This is a genomic window from Catenovulum maritimum (assembly GCF_001050375.1).
GTDB classification, from domain to species: domain Bacteria; phylum Pseudomonadota; class Gammaproteobacteria; order Enterobacterales; family Alteromonadaceae; genus Catenovulum; species Catenovulum maritimum.
The window spans coordinates 15,588-32,771 of the sequence record NZ_KQ130502.1 but is presented as its reverse complement, the minus strand read 5'-3'; the positions used below and the strand labels follow the sequence as shown (position 1 = coordinate 32,771).

Annotated in this window: 11 protein-coding genes; 8 read left to right on the top strand and 3 right to left on the bottom strand. The window is 36.4% G+C overall.

All coding sequences use genetic code 11. From position 1 onward, the window contains the following. Positions 1-263: 263 nt before the first annotated feature. Positions 264-1,664, bottom strand: a complete 1,401-nt coding sequence (locus XM47_RS15845; protein ID WP_048694696.1) for a PQQ-dependent sugar dehydrogenase — start codon at positions 1,662-1,664, stop codon at positions 264-266. A 176-nt stretch (positions 1,665-1,840) separates the two neighbouring features. Between XM47_RS15845 and XM47_RS15840 the strand changes: the two genes are divergently transcribed. Genes XM47_RS15840 through XM47_RS15830 form a run of 3 tightly spaced genes read left to right on the top strand, consistent with a single transcriptional unit; the run spans position 1,841 to position 4,640 of the window. After that, on the top strand, positions 1,841-2,827 hold the full coding sequence (locus XM47_RS15840) for a sialic acid TRAP transporter substrate-binding protein SiaP (RefSeq protein ID WP_048694692.1): 987 nt from the start codon (positions 1,841-1,843) through the stop codon (positions 2,825-2,827). 2 nt (positions 2,828-2,829) lie between these two features. After that, entirely contained in the window at positions 2,830-3,357 is a 528-nt protein-coding gene (locus tag XM47_RS15835; RefSeq protein ID WP_048694690.1) for a TRAP transporter small permease, read from the top strand. Between the two features lie 2 nt (positions 3,358-3,359). After that, positions 3,360-4,640 (top strand): TRAP transporter large permease, encoded by a 1,281-nt coding sequence (locus XM47_RS15830; RefSeq protein ID WP_048694688.1) that lies wholly within the window; start codon positions 3,360-3,362, stop codon positions 4,638-4,640. A gap of 480 nt (positions 4,641-5,120) precedes the next feature. On the opposite strand, the gene XM47_RS15825 is transcribed toward XM47_RS15830, so the two are convergent. After that, positions 5,121-6,647: a UxaA family hydrolase gene (locus tag XM47_RS15825; RefSeq protein WP_048694685.1), complete on the bottom strand. Its 1,527-nt coding sequence runs from the start codon at positions 6,645-6,647 to the stop codon at positions 5,121-5,123. 357 nt (positions 6,648-7,004) lie between these two features. Next, positions 7,005-9,317 (bottom strand): carbohydrate binding family 9 domain-containing protein, encoded by a 2,313-nt coding sequence (locus tag XM47_RS15820; protein ID WP_048694682.1) that lies wholly within the window; start codon positions 9,315-9,317, stop codon positions 7,005-7,007. Positions 9,318-9,611: 294 nt separating this feature from the next. On the opposite strand from XM47_RS15820, the gene XM47_RS15815 reads away from it, so the two are divergent. From XM47_RS15815 to XM47_RS15795, 5 genes are all read left to right on the top strand, one after another. Next, positions 9,612-10,514 carry a winged helix-turn-helix domain-containing protein gene (locus tag XM47_RS15815; protein WP_048694678.1) on the top strand — a complete coding sequence of 301 codons (903 nt, stop codon included), beginning with the start codon at positions 9,612-9,614 and terminating at the stop codon, positions 10,512-10,514. Between the two features lie 185 nt (positions 10,515-10,699). Further along, a complete protein-coding gene (locus tag XM47_RS15810) occupies positions 10,700-12,145 on the top strand; it encodes a carbon starvation CstA family protein (protein ID WP_048694675.1) in 1,446 nt (481 codons plus the stop codon). Between the two features lie 187 nt (positions 12,146-12,332). Further along, positions 12,333-13,532: a sugar ABC transporter substrate-binding protein gene (locus XM47_RS15805; protein ID WP_048694672.1), complete on the top strand. Its 1,200-nt coding sequence runs from the start codon at positions 12,333-12,335 to the stop codon at positions 13,530-13,532. Continuing rightward, complete coding sequence (locus XM47_RS15800) at positions 13,522-15,453, top strand: sensor histidine kinase (RefSeq protein ID WP_048694671.1); 1,932 nt, start codon at positions 13,522-13,524, stop codon at positions 15,451-15,453. Before XM47_RS15805 ends, XM47_RS15800 begins: the two co-directional genes overlap by 11 nt. Before the next feature lie 114 nt (positions 15,454-15,567). Beyond that, complete coding sequence (locus tag XM47_RS15795) at positions 15,568-17,184, top strand: glycoside hydrolase family 43 protein (RefSeq protein ID WP_048694668.1); 1,617 nt, start codon at positions 15,568-15,570, stop codon at positions 17,182-17,184.

The following is a 17,184-nucleotide window of genomic DNA, read 5'->3' as shown; positions in this document are numbered from 1 at the left end:
TAGCTATGTCAATATGAGCGAAAGATGAGGAAATAAATATAATTTGAATTTTTTAAGTTAAATTTTAGTTTGTTTATTTTAGTTTTTGGCTGAGTCGATAAATACAATGAGTTATGTGCTTAGCTTTAATTTAAGAGCGGGTTGTAATATTAGATGTAGTTAATGAAAAAGTAGTATCTGGATTATGAGGTTTGAGTTGCAGGTGTTGTTTTAGTTTTATAGGCGCGAAGCTTGTTCACGCCTATATTAGGTAAGCGAGTTGATTAGTTTCTTTGTTCCAGTTTATACATATGGCCTTTATGATCACGTGTGATCATAATGTAAATATCACCTGATGGGCTAACTGCTACATCTCGCACTCGGCCGAAGTCTTTCACTAATAGTTCTTCTTCAACGACTTGTTTATTTACTATTTTTACGCGACGTAACTCTTGAGCGCCCATACCCGTTACAAGCATGTTATTTTGCCATTTTGACCACTTTTCTCCGTGGTAAAAATCGATTCCGCCAGTTGCGATTGATGGTACATAATAGCGTATTGGTTGTTCCATTCCCGGCATATGTGTTTTATCTGTCATTGAGGTGCCGTCGTAATTTAAACCATAGGTAATCACAGGCCAGCCATAATTTAAACCTTTAGAAATTAGATTAATTTCATCTCCGCCTTTAGGTCCATGTTCGGTAGACCATATTTCACCTGTACTTGGATGTCTGGCTAAACCTTGTGGGTTACGGTTGCCATAAGTCCAAATGCTTTTATATGCGTTAGCTCGGTCGAACGGGTTGTCAGATGGTATTGAACCATCTAAATGTATGCGATGAATTTTACCATTGGGCTTAGTTAGATCTTGTGCATCAGGGCGCACGCCTCTCTCACCGATTGAAAAGTATAGGTATTTATCATCCACAACGATACGCGAACCAAAATGGCGGCCAGATGGGAGGGCGAAAGCATCATCTACGCTGAAGATTTCCTGTTTATCAACTAACTTATCGCCTTCAATTCGAGCTTTAAGTATTGCTGTCATGCCTTTTGGCTGTTGCCAATTGTCATTTACATTTTCTTTCGCGTAAGCTAAATATATGGTTTGGTTTTCAGCAAAGTTTACGTCTAGTGCAATATCAAGCATTCCGCCTTGATCGTTATTCCAAACCTGAGGTGTACCTTTAATGGTGCGATAAGTACCATTAATATTAGCGTAATAAAGATTACCTGTATCTCGCTCGGTAGCTAGATATTCTTGATCATTGATAAAAGTGATCGCCCAAGTCAGGCTGTCAAATACAGTTAGTAATTTTAAATCAAACTGGTAGTGTTCGCTGGTCACGGATTTATTTTGTTCAGCTAATTTACCTGAACTCGGCGTGTCATTCTGCGATTTAATAAATTGTGCGACCAATTTAATTTGCTCTGGCGCTAAGCCAGCTGAAAATGCAGGCATACCTTTGTCTAAAACACCGTTTTTGATTGTTTTGATAATGGCGCCTTCGCTATCACCGTGTAACCAAGTGTCGTCAACTAAGTTTGCACCTAATCCACCTTGTAACTGGGCTCCATGGCAACCAGCACAATATTGTCGGTAAACTTGCTCACCACTTGGCGGCGCAGCAAAGCTTATTTGCGACCAACCAAGACTAATTAATATCAGGCTTAAATATTTCATTATTGTCCTTAAAACGTCTAGATTTAAAAGGTTACTAAATGTATAGGGTTTTGAAATTATTGTTAACATTTAACTATTGTGTAGTAGCATTGGTTAAAAATACTGTAAACGCTTGGTTTTAAATAAGCGTTAGCCTTATTAATTTACCTGAAAATTTAAAAATGTGGTGACTATATATGAGAAAAGTAATTCTTATTTTGTCGATGCTGCTATGCATACCCCTGAGTACTGCAACCGAACGTTTGTTGTGGGGACATGTATATGAAACCAGCGAACCTTTGCATAAATGGGCTGTGTGGGCTGCTGACGAAGTACAGCGAAGAACAAATGGGCGCGTTGAAATAGACATTTTTCCGATTTCGATTTTAGGTAAAGAAGCTGAGCTAAACGAAAGTTTAAGTTTAGGTGTGGTTGATATTATCTATACCGGAACAAGTTTTGCTGCGCAGCTGTCACCATCGTTAGCCATTGCCGATTTACCCTATGTATTTGACGGCTATGAGCATTGGCAAGCCTTTAACAATAGTGAATTACTATTAAGCTTAGCGGATGATTACGCTAGTGCTACAAGAGGCAATAAAATACTGGGTAATAGTTATTACGGCCAGAGACATGTAACTTCAAATACAGCAATTGTTGATTTGGCTGGTATGAAAAATTTAAAAATACGTGTACCCAATGCCAGTATTTTTAAAGAGTTTCCGCTAGCGGTGGGTGCTAATCCTACCCCTATTGCCTTTTCAGAAGTTTATATGGCACTGCAACAAGGTGTGGTGGACGCACAAGAAAACCCTTTGCCGACGATTAAAGCCAAAAAACTTTATGAAGTTCAGAAACATATTAACCTAACAGGGCATTTAATGGGTTCAATTCTGACGATCGTAAGCAGTTATCGTTGGGATAAATTGCAAGCGCAAGACAGAGAGGTATTACAAACAGTATTGCAGCAAGCTGCGGTTAAAGTGAGCGAAGAAACTCGACATAATGAACTCGCACTGATTGACTGGTTTCAACAAAATGGCATTAGTGTTAATCAATTTGATACTCAAAGCTTTCGCCAAGCTACCCTTAAACGCCATGCACCTTATGTAGAAAAAGTTGGGCGTGAGAACTATCAAAAACTTATTTCGCTTAACCCCGACAATGCTGAAGGAGTGAATTAGTAATGGATAATTTAGAAGCTCATCATCAACCAATTCAATTAAAAAACCTGCACGTCGAAGACTGGGTATGTTTAATTGTGTTTTGGGGATTAGCCCTTATTTTGTTTGCACAGTTTTTTAGTCGTTATGTATTTAATTATCCGCTAGGTTGGTCTGAAGAGGTGAGTCGCTATTTGCTCATTTTATTGGCATTTGCTGGTGCGAGCATCGCTAGTCGTAATCAAGCGCATATCGCCATGACACTATTTCATCGCTGGGTACCTAAAAGAATGCTCGGTATGCTAGAAATAGTTATTGAATGTTTTAACTTTGTCGTGATTTGTGTATTGGCATATTTCTGTCTGCAAATTATACCACTGATTGCGCCTCATTCATTAGCATCTATACCCTTATCTCTGACCTGGGTATATCAAATTTTGTTTGTTTTTTTACTGGCTATGTTAGTTAGGACGATTCGTGTTTTGCTTAGTAAACGTCAAAACCTCACAAACAAATCCAATCCACTTAACAATCAAAGTCAAGGACTATAAATATGGTTATTGCCGTTTTATTTATCTCATTACTTGTGCTGATTATTCTGGGCGTTCCAGTTGCTTTCGCGCTAATAGCTTCGTCATTATTAGCAATCATGGTTGATGGCTTATTGCCAGAGCTTGTTGTGTTGCACCGTATGGTTGCTGGCATTAATAGTTTTCCATTGTTGTCTATCCCATTTTTTGTATTTGCAGGGGCGTTAATGAACGCATCTGGCATTACTCAGCGTATTTTTGATTTTGCGAACTCTTTAGTTGGTTGGTTAAGGGGCGGTTTAGGGCATGTAAACGTTGGTGCTTCAGTATTATTTGCTGGTATGTCAGGCGCTGCTGTTGCAGATGCTGGCGGTTTAGGCGCAATAGAAGTAAAAGCAATGCGTGATAAAGGCTACGATGCTGGTTTTGCAGTTGGCATAACAGCAGCATCATCTACCATAGGACCGATAATTCCGCCAAGTTTACCTATTATCATTTATGGTGTCATGGCATCGGCTTCAATTGGCCAGTTATTTGCTGCAGGTTTAATCCCAGGTTTATTAATGGCACTAGGTTTAATGGCTATGATTGCCTGGTATGCCAGAAAAAGAAATTATCCAAAAGACGCTGGATTTTCAGTAACTAAAACTTTAGTGACTTTTAAGTCTGCATTTTTGTCGTTAATGACGCCCGTAATAATTATTGGTGGCATTTTGTTTGGTGTATTTACTGCTACTGAAGCAGCGGTTGCTGCTAGTGCTTATGCTCTGGTACTGAGTTCAGTCGTATATAAAACGCTGACGTTTAAACAGTTAGTCGCAATCAGTCTTGAAACGATAGAAACAAGCAGTATTATTTTGCTGATTATTGCAGGTGCTTCAATTTTTTCTTGGGTGTTAACGACACAGCAAATTACTGAAGTATTTACTCAGTGGATGCTAGGTTTTACTGAAAACAAAACCATACTATTACTCCTTATGGTTCTGATTTTGTTTATCGTTGGCTGTTTTATGGAAACCATAGCCGCAATCACTATTTTAACGCCAATCTTATTACCCATCGCGATTGGTTTGGGGATAAATCCTGTGCATTTTGGTATCATCATGGTACTAAATTTAATGATAGGGTTATTAACACCACCCGTTGGAATGGTTTTATACGTCTTGTCTCGTGTCACTAAAGTGCCATTTGAAACTTGTACCAAAGCAACACTACCATTCTTAATCCCATTGGTGTTTGTCTTAGGTTTAGTCACATTTATTCCAGAATTATCTTTGTGGCTACCTTCAATTTTGTATAAGTAATATGGCAAGTAGGATGGCAGGTGTTTATTGATAAGTATTAAACACCTTGCATTAGATTAACTCGTGGGTGCTTAAATTTGGTTTAACTAATATAGCTTTAACAATTAAAAAATCTCTGAATTTTACATCAGAGATTTTTTATATGTAAGGTTGCGTCTATCCCATTTCTTAATCCTGTTACTGTCTTTAATATTATTCTGTTTTACGGCTTTCGACTTTGGTTTATGTTTTTTCTTTGATTTAATCTTTATTATCAAACTGCCTCTTTTCCTTTCTTAGCTCGTTTCAGCGAGTTGTGCTTTTCTTTCTTATTTTATTAATTCGAGTTCAGCCTTATCAATTTGTCAGTCTTGGTTTTTGTCTAAATTATAGAATGTTGTGCAATCGCTATTGATTTCGCTCGAATCTAGGCAGCCATCTGAACTCGTGTCGAAAATATGGTCAGAACACAAACTTCAATAGACTGAGTTTAAGCAAAGATTACAATGTGACGCCTTTTTTCCAAATTGCGATTTCACGATTATCGTGAATTTCATTATTCGTTTTTTCCCCTGATGCCACTTTCAAAATATATTCAAATAACTCATCTGCGCATTGGTCAATATCCATATTTTCATCAAGAATTTTGCCTGCATTGAAGTCAATCCAGTGCGGTTTTCGCTTGGCAATATTTGAATTACTTGAAATTTTAATGGTAGGAACAGGAAAACCCAGAGGAGTCCCTCGTCCTGTCGTAAATAAGATGATATGTGCGCCTGCTGCAGTCAATGCCGTAGATGAAACTGCATCGTTACCAGGTGCTTGTAGTAGGGTTAATCCAGCTGATTGGCTTGCTTTTTCGCCATAATCTATCACTTGGTTTATGATGGCTTGTCCGCCTTTTTGAATTGCACCTAATGACTTTTCTTCAAGTGTGGTTAAACCGCCTGATTTATTACCAGGGGATGGATTTTCGTATATAGGTTGATTATTGTTTATAAAATACTGTTTGAAATCACTGACAAGTTTTACGATTTGATTAAAGATATTTTTGGTTGCCGATCTATCCATTAATACTTGTTCTGCACCAAACATTTCTGGTGTTTCGGTTAAGATGACTCTGCCACCATATCGAGTTAACTTATCCGTAATACGACCAACAATTGAATTAGCGCTTAAGCCACTAAAGCCATCAGAACCGCCACATTTCATACCCAAAGTTAACTTTGTTACCGATTGTTTGCTTCTAGTATCTTGTTGCATCTCTTTTAGTAATAATTCGATACATTCAACACCAGACTCAATTTCATTGTCTACTTCTTGTGAATTAAAATAATAAACTCTGGATTCATCAAGACCAGTAATATCTGCAATTAATTGTGTTAATTGGTTATTTTCACAGCCCAAACCTATTACTAAAACACCGCCAGCATTTGAATGTTGGATCAAGCTAGAAAGTAAATTTTTAGTATTGCTTAAATCATCTCCTAGTTGAGAACAGCCGTAAGGGTGAGTAATGGCTAAAAAATCATCTGCCTTACCTGCAAATTTATGTTTGCATATATCTATTATGCGTTTAGCGGATTGGTTAACACAGCCTACGGTATTAATCACCCAAACTTCATTTCGAATGCCGACCGATCCATTTTTACGTAAGTAGCCTAAAAAGTGGGGGACTTCTTGCTGCTTAGGTTCAAATTTGTTCTCATGTTTAAATTGGTAGGTTTCAGATCCATTTAATTTGGTTTTTAAATTATGGCTATGGACGTGTTGACCAGGGGAAATATCACAACTGACTTCACCTATGGCAAAGCCATATTTAACAATGACATCACCTGCTTTAAGTTGATTTAAACTGATTTTATGACCCGCAGGAATGTCTTCTTGTAGTAACACTGAGCCATAGCAAGGATCGAGTAGGCTACCTTTAGTTAAAGGGGCGATAGCCACAACAACATTATCGTCATTATGAACTTTGATCACTTTTCTTGACTGGTTAGTGTGAGCGATAGATAATTTTTTATTCATAAAAAAACCATTTAGATACAGATCAATTATAAGCTAGTTTGTATTAGCTAGTTAAGCTGACAGTAAAGCTTTTAACTAATCTGTATGGTGAATCTTTAATTTAGAATATAAATCATATCGTATAATCACTTCTAAATGAAATTTTATCAATCCTTGTCTTGGAAGGGTCAAGATAACCTTTTTGATTATTTTAATCTGTGGCTGTGGTGGGAAAATTTAATCAGATGAATTGGGATAAGCAGTTTGCTAGCTTTTAAAATGTTTAGGCTTAAACGGTTGTTCTAGGGACATTTCTTCTAACAAAGCAAATTCGCTAGTAAACGACTAGCGAATTTAACCAAGCACTCCAAATTTAACTTAATTGCGCCAAGCGTAACTGAATTTTGAAAATATTCTACGCTCACGCGTTTCTAAATGCCCTAGCTCTGGGTTGTGGGCACCTTGATCCGAGTAGCCCAAATAAAACAAACTATCCGCATTGAGTTTATAAGAAAAAACGATCTGATTATTGATATTTCTGGTTAATGCAGCGATGTCATTACTAGGGTTATTATCGCGATTAGCACGATGTAGCTCAGTATTGCGTTTAATGTGGGTATACTGACTAATCAGTTTTAGCTGAGCTTTAGTGTTAAACTGGTAGCTTATACGCAAGTCATTCTGTTTAGCTTGAAAAATATTACCTGCGTCAAACTGTTGTAATTGACCATCAATAACATGTTGAGTTTTATCTGAGTCTATTGAACGATACTCATGAGAAAATTTGATATTGAGTCTTTGTCCAAGGTATAAATTGGCTTCTGATTTAAATCGTTTAAATGCACCCAATTGACCATTTTGATAATCAATAGCATCACCTCTAGTTGCGATAAAATTTAGTTTTACGCTCGAAATGGGCTGGAATTTTGAATCTAGATGGATTTGATTTAATTTAAAGTAAGTTTCAGAATCATCAAATCTATCTTTAAATAATCGAGTTTCGTCATCTAAAGTTAGCGTAGCAGAAGCATGGTAGATACCTTCCATATTGGCGGATAATGACATTTTTTCTGAGAGTAATTGCCCTTGGCGATCTGCTTTATGATGATAGTTTGCAGAAGTTGAACCACGCTTAAACCAAGAATTGTTTTCGCCATAAAACTTAAGGCTACCATTTAATTTTTTTCGGATATAATCAGCTTCGGTTATGAAACCTAAATCAGCCCTAAAGCCTTGCCCTATATTTTCATAAGCTGCTCCTAATGTGTATCTATATAAATCACGATTATAATTTAATGATAAAGCATTACCTTTTTGGTTTTGCGTTAGGTCGTGTGCGCTTTGTATGTCGAAGGGGTTTTTGCTATCACTGTGTGCCCATTGAAAATGCAATAAATCAGATCCAGTTAATGCAAGTTTCCCATCTATTGAAATCAAAGAATTTCTGTATTTTGTATTACTACGCTGAGTATATAACGCACCTATACTTGTTTTTTCACCTAAGTCTTGATTATATCTAGCAATTAATAAGTCACTTGGCGAACTAGTTGATAATTCAGTAATGCTAGAACTTTGATTATTAGGGAGTACAAACCGCGTTTCTTGATCATTTGCGATTAAAACACCATAGCTTTGTGAGCCGCTTTTACCACTGTACTTAAGCCCGTATTCTGGTGCAACTATGCTACGGGTATGAACCAAGTTTAATAAATCAGTTGTTAGATATTCGGTACCCTCAAGGAAGAAAGTTCGTTTTTCTGCGACAGATAACGCGTGCGGGCTATTAATGTCGAGTTGGGCTGTGTCTGCTTCAACTTGAGAAAAATCAGGATTAATGGTGGCATTAAGTGTGCTATTTTCATTAGGTGCCCAACTAATGTTAACACTTGCGGCCAGCTCTTTTTCTTCTACCCATGCTTCACTCGAATTTAGTCTGTGCCTTTTTTGGCTATATGTGACACCCGGGATAACCTGTAGGTTATTGCTTTGTTTAACGTTACGAAATCCAGTTATTTTAGAAAATTGACATAAGTTACAATTTTGCTTGTTGTCACGTTTAAAATTAGTAAGCCATCGTTGTGATTTACCTTGATGGGAACGATAAACTGCGATACCCCAAGTTTGTTGTTCTTTTGTGTTCGCGAAACGTAGGATACTTAATGGGATACTCAGTTCAGCGCGCCAACCGTCAGGGGTCATTGTTGCTGCACTTTGCCAACTGGCATTCCAACTGTCGTTGGTTTTCCAACCGCGTTTGTCTGTCATGCGGGCATCAATTTGAACACCTAGCGGATTGACGAAAAATTCGTAACCGTTGCGTTCGTCATTAAAAGTGTCTATGACTATCCCAAGTAAATCATCCGCTCTAGCTTGATCGCGATCAGATAAATGAGCTCTAATTTGTTCTGGGTTCGGTGTGAATGCATGTAGTGCAACATGCAAACTTTTACCATCTTCGTATAAATATGCAATTGTTTTAACTGGTGCTGGTGCACCTTTGCCTGGTACATCATCATAATCAAGTGACATTGTTGTGGCTTGTTGCCACTGGGGTTCGTCTATTACACCATCAATTGTAGGCGCAATGGTTTGGTGACTTAATTGATATTCAGTACTTGCCCGAATACTACTGGGTAATAGGGTTAATAATAAAATGAAAAATGTAATTGATGAATAGTAACGATACAACATAGTAACTCCGGATATAGTCTAATTGCCTGAATATATTGTGATTTTTTATTTTCAGCACAGTAGACGAATATTATTATGTTGGTGGTTCATTTTGGTAATTATGAACTAATTTTTAGTTAATGATTATCTAATATTTAGATAATCTAGTTTGTTTCCATGCTAATTGAATGATATTTAACCAAGGATTAAACTTGTTGAGTCGTAAGGTTAAATGTTAACAAAGTATCTTGGCTGAGGTATTATTAGCGAGCTTTTATTTCCCTTATTTAAAGATAACTGAGCATGGCTGATTAAATGATCTATCAATTTAATACTTATGAGTTAGATACTGACAATTTTTGTCTAAAAAATTCGGGTCTTAATGTACCGATTGAACCTCAAGTATTTAACTTGATCGTTTACCTAATTAATAATCGCGATAAAGTGGTTACAAGGGATGAATTATTCGAAAAAATTTGGTTAGGACGAGTCGTTTCAGATGCCACCTTAAGTAATCACATTAATAGTGCCAGAACTTTGCTTGGTGATGATGGTGTCAAACAAGCTGTTATTAAAACGATACGAGGAAGAGGGTATCAGTTTGTTGCCCAATTGACGCCATGTTCAAGTAATGATATCTCAAATGATGCAGCAGAACGAGAAGGTGAGTCTAAGCTAAAACAGTCAACTAATCGATTTTTAGTGCCAAGCTTTATTATATGCTTAGTAACTGTCTGTATTGGAGGGGGTTACTTCTTATCGCAAATTCAGAAACAGCCACTTATACAATCAAATTTAGATAATATATCAAGTCAGCAGACAATCGCAGTTATCCCTTTTAGAGTTGTCAGTGAAGTTGAAAACGATAACATTTTTATAGAAGGTTTTTGTGGCGAATTAACCGCTAAATTATCCAAAATATCAGATATAAAAATTATCTCACATTTATCTGTTGGCGTTTATTTACAGCAAAATAAAAACAGCGACAAAATCGGCTCTGAATTAAATGCAAGCCACTTATTAATCGGTTCAATGCAACGCGCTAGTGATCAAGTAAAAATCAGTATTCAACTGATTGAAGTAAATAGTAATGAGCACGTGTGGGCAGAAAGCTATACCAGAGATTTAAATTTAGAAAACATGTTCTCAGTACAGTCAGATATTACGACTTCAATTACTGAGCATTTGAGCTTAGTGCTGAAAAATAAGCATAAGTGATTCATGTTTCATTACCCAAATGAAACATGAATTTTATTGAGTCATGAATTTGGATTCTTGCTGTTTAATTAAAGTACCAGATATATTTCATGGTCATATAATATTGAGATTCATACCCAAATAAGTGTCAAATTCAGGTTTTAAAACATTTATATATTATCTTGTTTTGAAATTAGGAGTTAAGGGTGCTGTATTTTTTTATTTGTGTAGGTTTGCTTATTCTAGGTTATTTTATTTATGGCAAATCAGTTGAGTCAATTTTTGGTATAAATACCAAGCGTGATACACCTGCTATTAGCCAAAATGATGGTATTGATTTTGTCCCCATGTCAAAGTTTAAAATCTACCTCATTCAACTTTTAAATATATCTGGAATAGGGCCTATATTTGGTCCTATTTTAGGCGCTTTATATGGTCCAGCCGCTATGCTTTGGATTGTATTTGGTTGTATATTCGCTGGTGCAGTACATGATTATTTTTCAGGTATGTTGTCTATCCGAAATGGCGGTAACTCAATTCCAAACTTAGCGGGTAAATATTTAGGCTTAAGTATGAAGCACTTAACTAATATATTTGCGACTATATTGTTACTGCTAGTGGGGGTTGTATTTATATCTGCGCCTGCTAATTTGCTTGAAAAATTAACCAGTATTAATGCCATTTACTTTTTGATTGCGATATTTATTTACTACTTAATCGCTACCGTATTACCCATAAATAAAATTATTGGAAAGTTATATCCAATATTTGGTGCACTGTTACTCTTCATGTCTGTCGGGTTAACCATTGCCATTGTATTATCTTCAGAGCATACCTTACTACCAAATACCCAAGTTTCAGATTTTTTCACTAATTTGAACCCTAATGATATGCCACTGTGGCCTGCTTTATTTATTACGATTGCGTGTGGAGCCGTTTCTGGGTTTCATGCGACACAATCTCCACTAATGGCTAGATGTGTACAAAACGAAAGGAATGGTCGCTTTGTTTTTTATGGTGCCATGATAGGTGAGGGTGTCATTGCTTTAATATGGTGTGCCATTGCTTTATCTTTCTTTGGCGGTATTGAGCAACTAAACCAAGGCATGGCGGGCAATCCTGCCAACTTAGTTTATTCGGCTTCTACTGAATTACTAGGTGTTATAGGTGGGTTTGCAGCTGTTTTGGGCGTAATAATTCTGCCTATTACTTCTGGCGATACTGCTTTTCGTTCAGCGCGTTTAATTTTATCCGAGTTATTTAAAATGCCACAAATCAAATTAAATCATAGACTGATTTTGGCTATTCCATTATTTATCTTAGGTGGGGTTCTAACCCAAATCGATTTTGGTCTCGTATGGCGCTATTTTGGTTTAGCTAACCAAGCTACAGCTGTCATTATGTTATGGACTGCTGCATCTTATCTGTTTATTCATCGTAAATTTCATTGGATATGCACTGTACCAGCAATGTTTATGACAACAGTCGTTTTCACCTTTGTCTTTTCCTCTAAAGAGCTTGGTGCAGGTATCCAAATTGAGCTTGCGACTATCATAGCTATTATGTTGACATTTGTGGTGACACTAACGGTTTTAGGGAAAGCTAATTCTCGACGCAAACTCGATGGCGATATATTGCCGGAAGTAACTTAGTAACATACGTCAATTTCAAGTTTGATATTTAGGCTTGAAGCTTAGCTTTTTAGTATATTTTTTATATTGAGCAAAGCAGCGAATGCTTAATATTAATCTATACTTAGCTATGTACTTGGTATTGGCACATATGTTCGTAGTTTTTATGTGCTTGATTATCTATTCTGGCATTTCTGGAAGATAGTTAATGAAATTTAAAAGCTGGCTTTTATATATTGTATTGTGTGTAACGAGTTTCAACTTATGGGCAAAAACCGAGCTTAGATTATGGCATAGCCAAGGCTACACCAAATCATTTTGGCAAGCCATAGCAGATGATTTTTCGCAGCAACACCCAGATATTAAAATTCAAATTTCAATTATTCCATGGAAAAGTTTAAATCCGTCACTATCTCAAGCTGTATTTTCTAATAAAGCACCTGAAATGGTGCTTTTCCAGTCTGATAATTTAGGTATTAAAAATATTTTTAAATTATCTTCAGTCCCTTCTAGCTTACTTTCAGATTCATTGTTACCTGAACTAGATTTTTTTGTTTACCAAAATGGGGTTCCTTACGGGATCCCACTAACGCATGGTAACCACTTAGTACTTTATTACAATAAACGAATTGTAGAAAAGCCTGCTGCTTCGTGGCAGGAATTAACAGAACAGTCAAAGATGCTTGATAAGCAATATAAATTTTTGGCTTTTGATTATTATTCTGCTTATGGATTTGTTAGCTTTCTCAACGCTTTTGACCCTAAATTTGCGATAAGTAATAATCTAAGTTTAGATACTCCCGAAATGATTAAAACTTTAGAATTTTTTAAGAAAAATACTGACAATCGAGTTTTTGATATTAACTGTGGTTATATCTGTGCTCGTGAGGCATTTTTAACCGGTGAATATGCATACGCAATAAACGGTGATTGGGAATATAGCCGTATATATCAAGAGTTAGGTGATGATCTCGGGGTTGCTCTGCTACCTTCTATTAGTGGTAAACCTATAGTTTCAATGAAATCAGCTTTGTTACTTGTTTTTCCTAACCAGTCATTAACTTCTAATAAGCGTGATGCTTTAATTAAATTTTCTGAGTATGTCCAATCAAAAGCAGTTGCTAAAAGGGTATACCATGAAACTCAATCCATGCCGACACATTCAGAGGCGATGCAAGACTTAGTTGAAAATGGGGGGAACAACTTCAAATGGTTCATACAGCAACTTAAAATGAGTAAACCTATGCCATCCTCTTCAGAGATGGCTTCAGTTTGGGACAGTATTGAAAAAGGCTTAGAATTATATATAACTGGAGAATTAAGTGCGGAAAATGCAGCTAAATATATGAATAAAAAAGCTCAGTATGAAAAACGTAAGATCACTGCTAAGGCAAAAAATGATAACTAACCCTTTAGCAAGTTTAAGAGCTTCATTGATTCTGGCATTATTTTTATTATCTGTCGTGCCAGCCTTGGTTGTTAGCTTTTATCTGGTTGGTGAGTTTAGTGAAATACAAGGTAAAGAGAGATTAGCTAAGCTAAATGTTGAAACAACCAACGTGACGCAATTAATTAACTTTAAGTTATCTTCTTTCCATACTAAATTTCAGCAAGCCGCGAAAGATAATTTGATTAGTTTAGCTGCGATGACAGGTACCTTTAGTAACAAAGCGAGAGAAAAATTATCCGTCATATTAGATGAACAAGATATGATTAGTGCCATGGTCTTAGTCGATCAAGATAATTGGACTGTCACAGCAACACCACTCTATGCTGAACTACTTGAAATAGAGTCACTGTTCCCTTATTTTTCTGCTCTATATCAGCAAGGGTACCAAGCTCGAACTCAAACCCATATTCTAGAATCACCTAGTTTGGTTAAAGACCTAGGTGAAAAGAATCTGGCGCCAAAGCAATACCAAAGTGATCATTTAATCGTATTTGTTGCCCCTTTATTTTTGAGTGATCTTGCCAAAGCGGATGAATTTGCCGAATTCACTGGGCTTTTAATCGCCTTATTACCGATGGAGAACTTACTCAGTGAGATTAAGTTTTCTCAAAACGAAGCCTATTTAGCAAATGCCAGTATTAATAACCAAGCAATACTGACTAATCAACAAGTCATAACCGACGATGCTTTAACTTTGATTGGTCAGTTAGAAATTCCAGAATACCCAAGTGAGCTTGTGTTGGCATTTGATTTCAAAAGAGAGTTAGTGTTTCAACCGGTGACAGAGTTAACTCAAGGCTTTTTATCACTAACTGGCATTTTTCTCGCTGTTTTTATGGTCATTGCTTGGGGGATCGCTTTAATTTTTTTAAAACCATTGAAGCAGTTACAAGATTTAGTTCAAGCATACTTTTCTGGTGAGGATAAACCTAAGTCACCAAAAGCTTATTTCTCCGAAATTGAGCAAATTATAACTCTATTGGCTACTATGGCCGGAAAAATTGAACTTGAGCATGAGAATTTAGAGCGAAGAGTTCATGAAAGAACACAAGAGTTAATTACAGCTAATAATGAATTATCAGAAGCAATGGAGCAATTAACTCTAGCCCAGCAACATATAATAGAAACTGAAAAAATGTCATTGTTAGGGCAATTAGTTGCAGGTGTTGCACATGAAATAAACACGCCATTAGGGATATGTTTAACGGCAGGTACCTGTTTACAAAGTGATTTGGTTGTAATGGAGAAAGCTTATAAAGATAACAAAATGACCAGAAAGTCTCTTGAAGCTTATTTCAGTAAAGTCGATGAAGGTTTCAGTATTATTTTAAATAATATCCAAAGGGCTTCATCTTTAATACAACATTTTAAGGAAATAGCGGTTGACTCCACAAGTGAGCAGTTACGCAGATTCAAGCTAAAAGAATATATTGAAGAAATTTTACATAGCCTTCAACCTGAAACTAAGAAATATAACTTGTTGATCGAAATTAATGGCGATGATAGTTTGCAGTTGGATAGCTACCCAGGCGCGTATGCCCAAATCATTTCAAACATGGTGATTAATTCTTTACGTCATGGATTTAGTCAAAATGATTCAGGCAGCATAACAATAGATTTTACCGTTGAAGGTGAAAAACTCATTTTTACTTATAAAGACTCAGGAAAAGGTGTAAATGAAGAAGACTTAGATAAAATCTTTGCGCCTTTTTATACCACTTTGCGTAACAAAGGTGGTTCAGGTTTAGGCTTAAACATCATCTTTAATTTAGTTACTCAAACACTGCAAGGTAAAGTTAAAACAAACAGCAAACTAGGCCACGGACTAACCTTTATTTTTACTTTACCGCTTAAATTAAAGCCCCTTCCAACTGAATGATATATTAATTGACCTGTTAACAACAATCTAATTGTCTATTTGACAATTAGATTGTTTCTGGTGGTATAATCCCTAACATAGATTTAGATGAATATAAATTATAGGCAATAGAGCATGCTGAGTAATCCTATTTTGAGAGGGTTTAATCCAGACCCTTCGATTATATGTGTTGATGAAAATTATTATATCGCGACTTCTACTTTTGAATGGTTTCCAGGTGTTCAAATTCATCATTCGACAGACTTAGTGAATTGGCATCTTATTACCCATCCACTAAATAATAACCAGCTACTCGATTTAAAAGGAATTCCTGATTCTTGTGGGGTTTGGGCACCTTGTTTGTCATATTCTAATGGTATTTATTATTTGGTTTATACCATAGTAAAAAGTTTTGATGGTCCTTGGAAAGATTTAACAAACTATTTAATCACAGCTTCTGATATAACAGGCCCTTGGTCAAGCCCAATAAAGCTTAACCATTCAGGGTTTGACCCTTCGTTATTTCATGACGATGACAAAAAATGGCTGGTTAATATGAAAGTTGATCATCGCAATAATAAATTGTTTGGCGGAATAGTGCTGCAGGAATATTGCCCAGAACGTCAATCGCTAATTGGTGATGAAGTGCTAATTACAAAGGGCTCAGAGCTTGGATTATCAGAAGGTCCTCATTTATACAAAAGAGGAGAGTTTTATTATTTAATCCTAGCTGAAGGTGGGACTAGTTATGATCATGCTGTGAGTATAGCGAGATCCAAGTCATTAACAGGCCCATACGAATTTCACCCGAATAATCCAATTTTAACCGCAAAAGCTAACACTGAAAATTTATTGCAAAAAACAGGACATGCTGATATCTGCCAAGGTGCAGATGGTAACTGGTACATGGTATTTTTAACTAGTCGACCAGTAGGTGAAAATAGAAGATGTGTTTTAGGAAGAGAAACCGCTATTGAGCAAGTTTATTGGGGAGATGATGCTTGGCTGCATCTTAAATCAAACAATAAATTGGCGCGTGAAGTAATCCCACAGATTGGCACAGTAGAGACTAAATATCAGCCAATTGATTGGTGTGACAATTTTGATAACCAAAACCTAGACATTAATTTAAGTTCGCTGCGCCAACCCATCACTAGTCAATGGGCTGATTTAAAGGCGCGTGATAATTGGTTACGACTTTATGGGCGCGACTCTTTGGCTTCAACTTTCGAGCAAAGCTTGTTAGCAAGAAGGGTGCAAAACCATGAATTTTTCGCGCAAACTAAAATAGATTTTACCCCAACGTGCTATCAGCAAAGTGCAGGTTTGGTATGTTATTACAACACGACTCATTGGCACTATTTAGCGATTCAAGGTAGAGAAGATGGCAAGCGTGAACTCGTTTGTTTAACTTATAATAATAGAGTTTTAACTCAGTACCCTACACAAGCTATTGAATTACCAGATAATGTCTTCGTTTACCTTAGGTGTGAAGTGGTTGGCACTGAACTAGTTTATGCTTATTCATTGGATGCAGTTGATTGGATTAATATGCCACATGTATTGAATATGTCGATTCTCTCTGACGATTATGTTTGTTCAAATAGCAATGCTTATAAAGCTGCTTTTACCGGTGCTTTTATCGGAATTTGTTGCCAAGATCTATCTCATTCAAACCATTATGCTGATTTTGAGTACTTCTCTTATACCGAATTGAATCAAAATCTATTGGCTTCAAAGACAAGCTGTTAA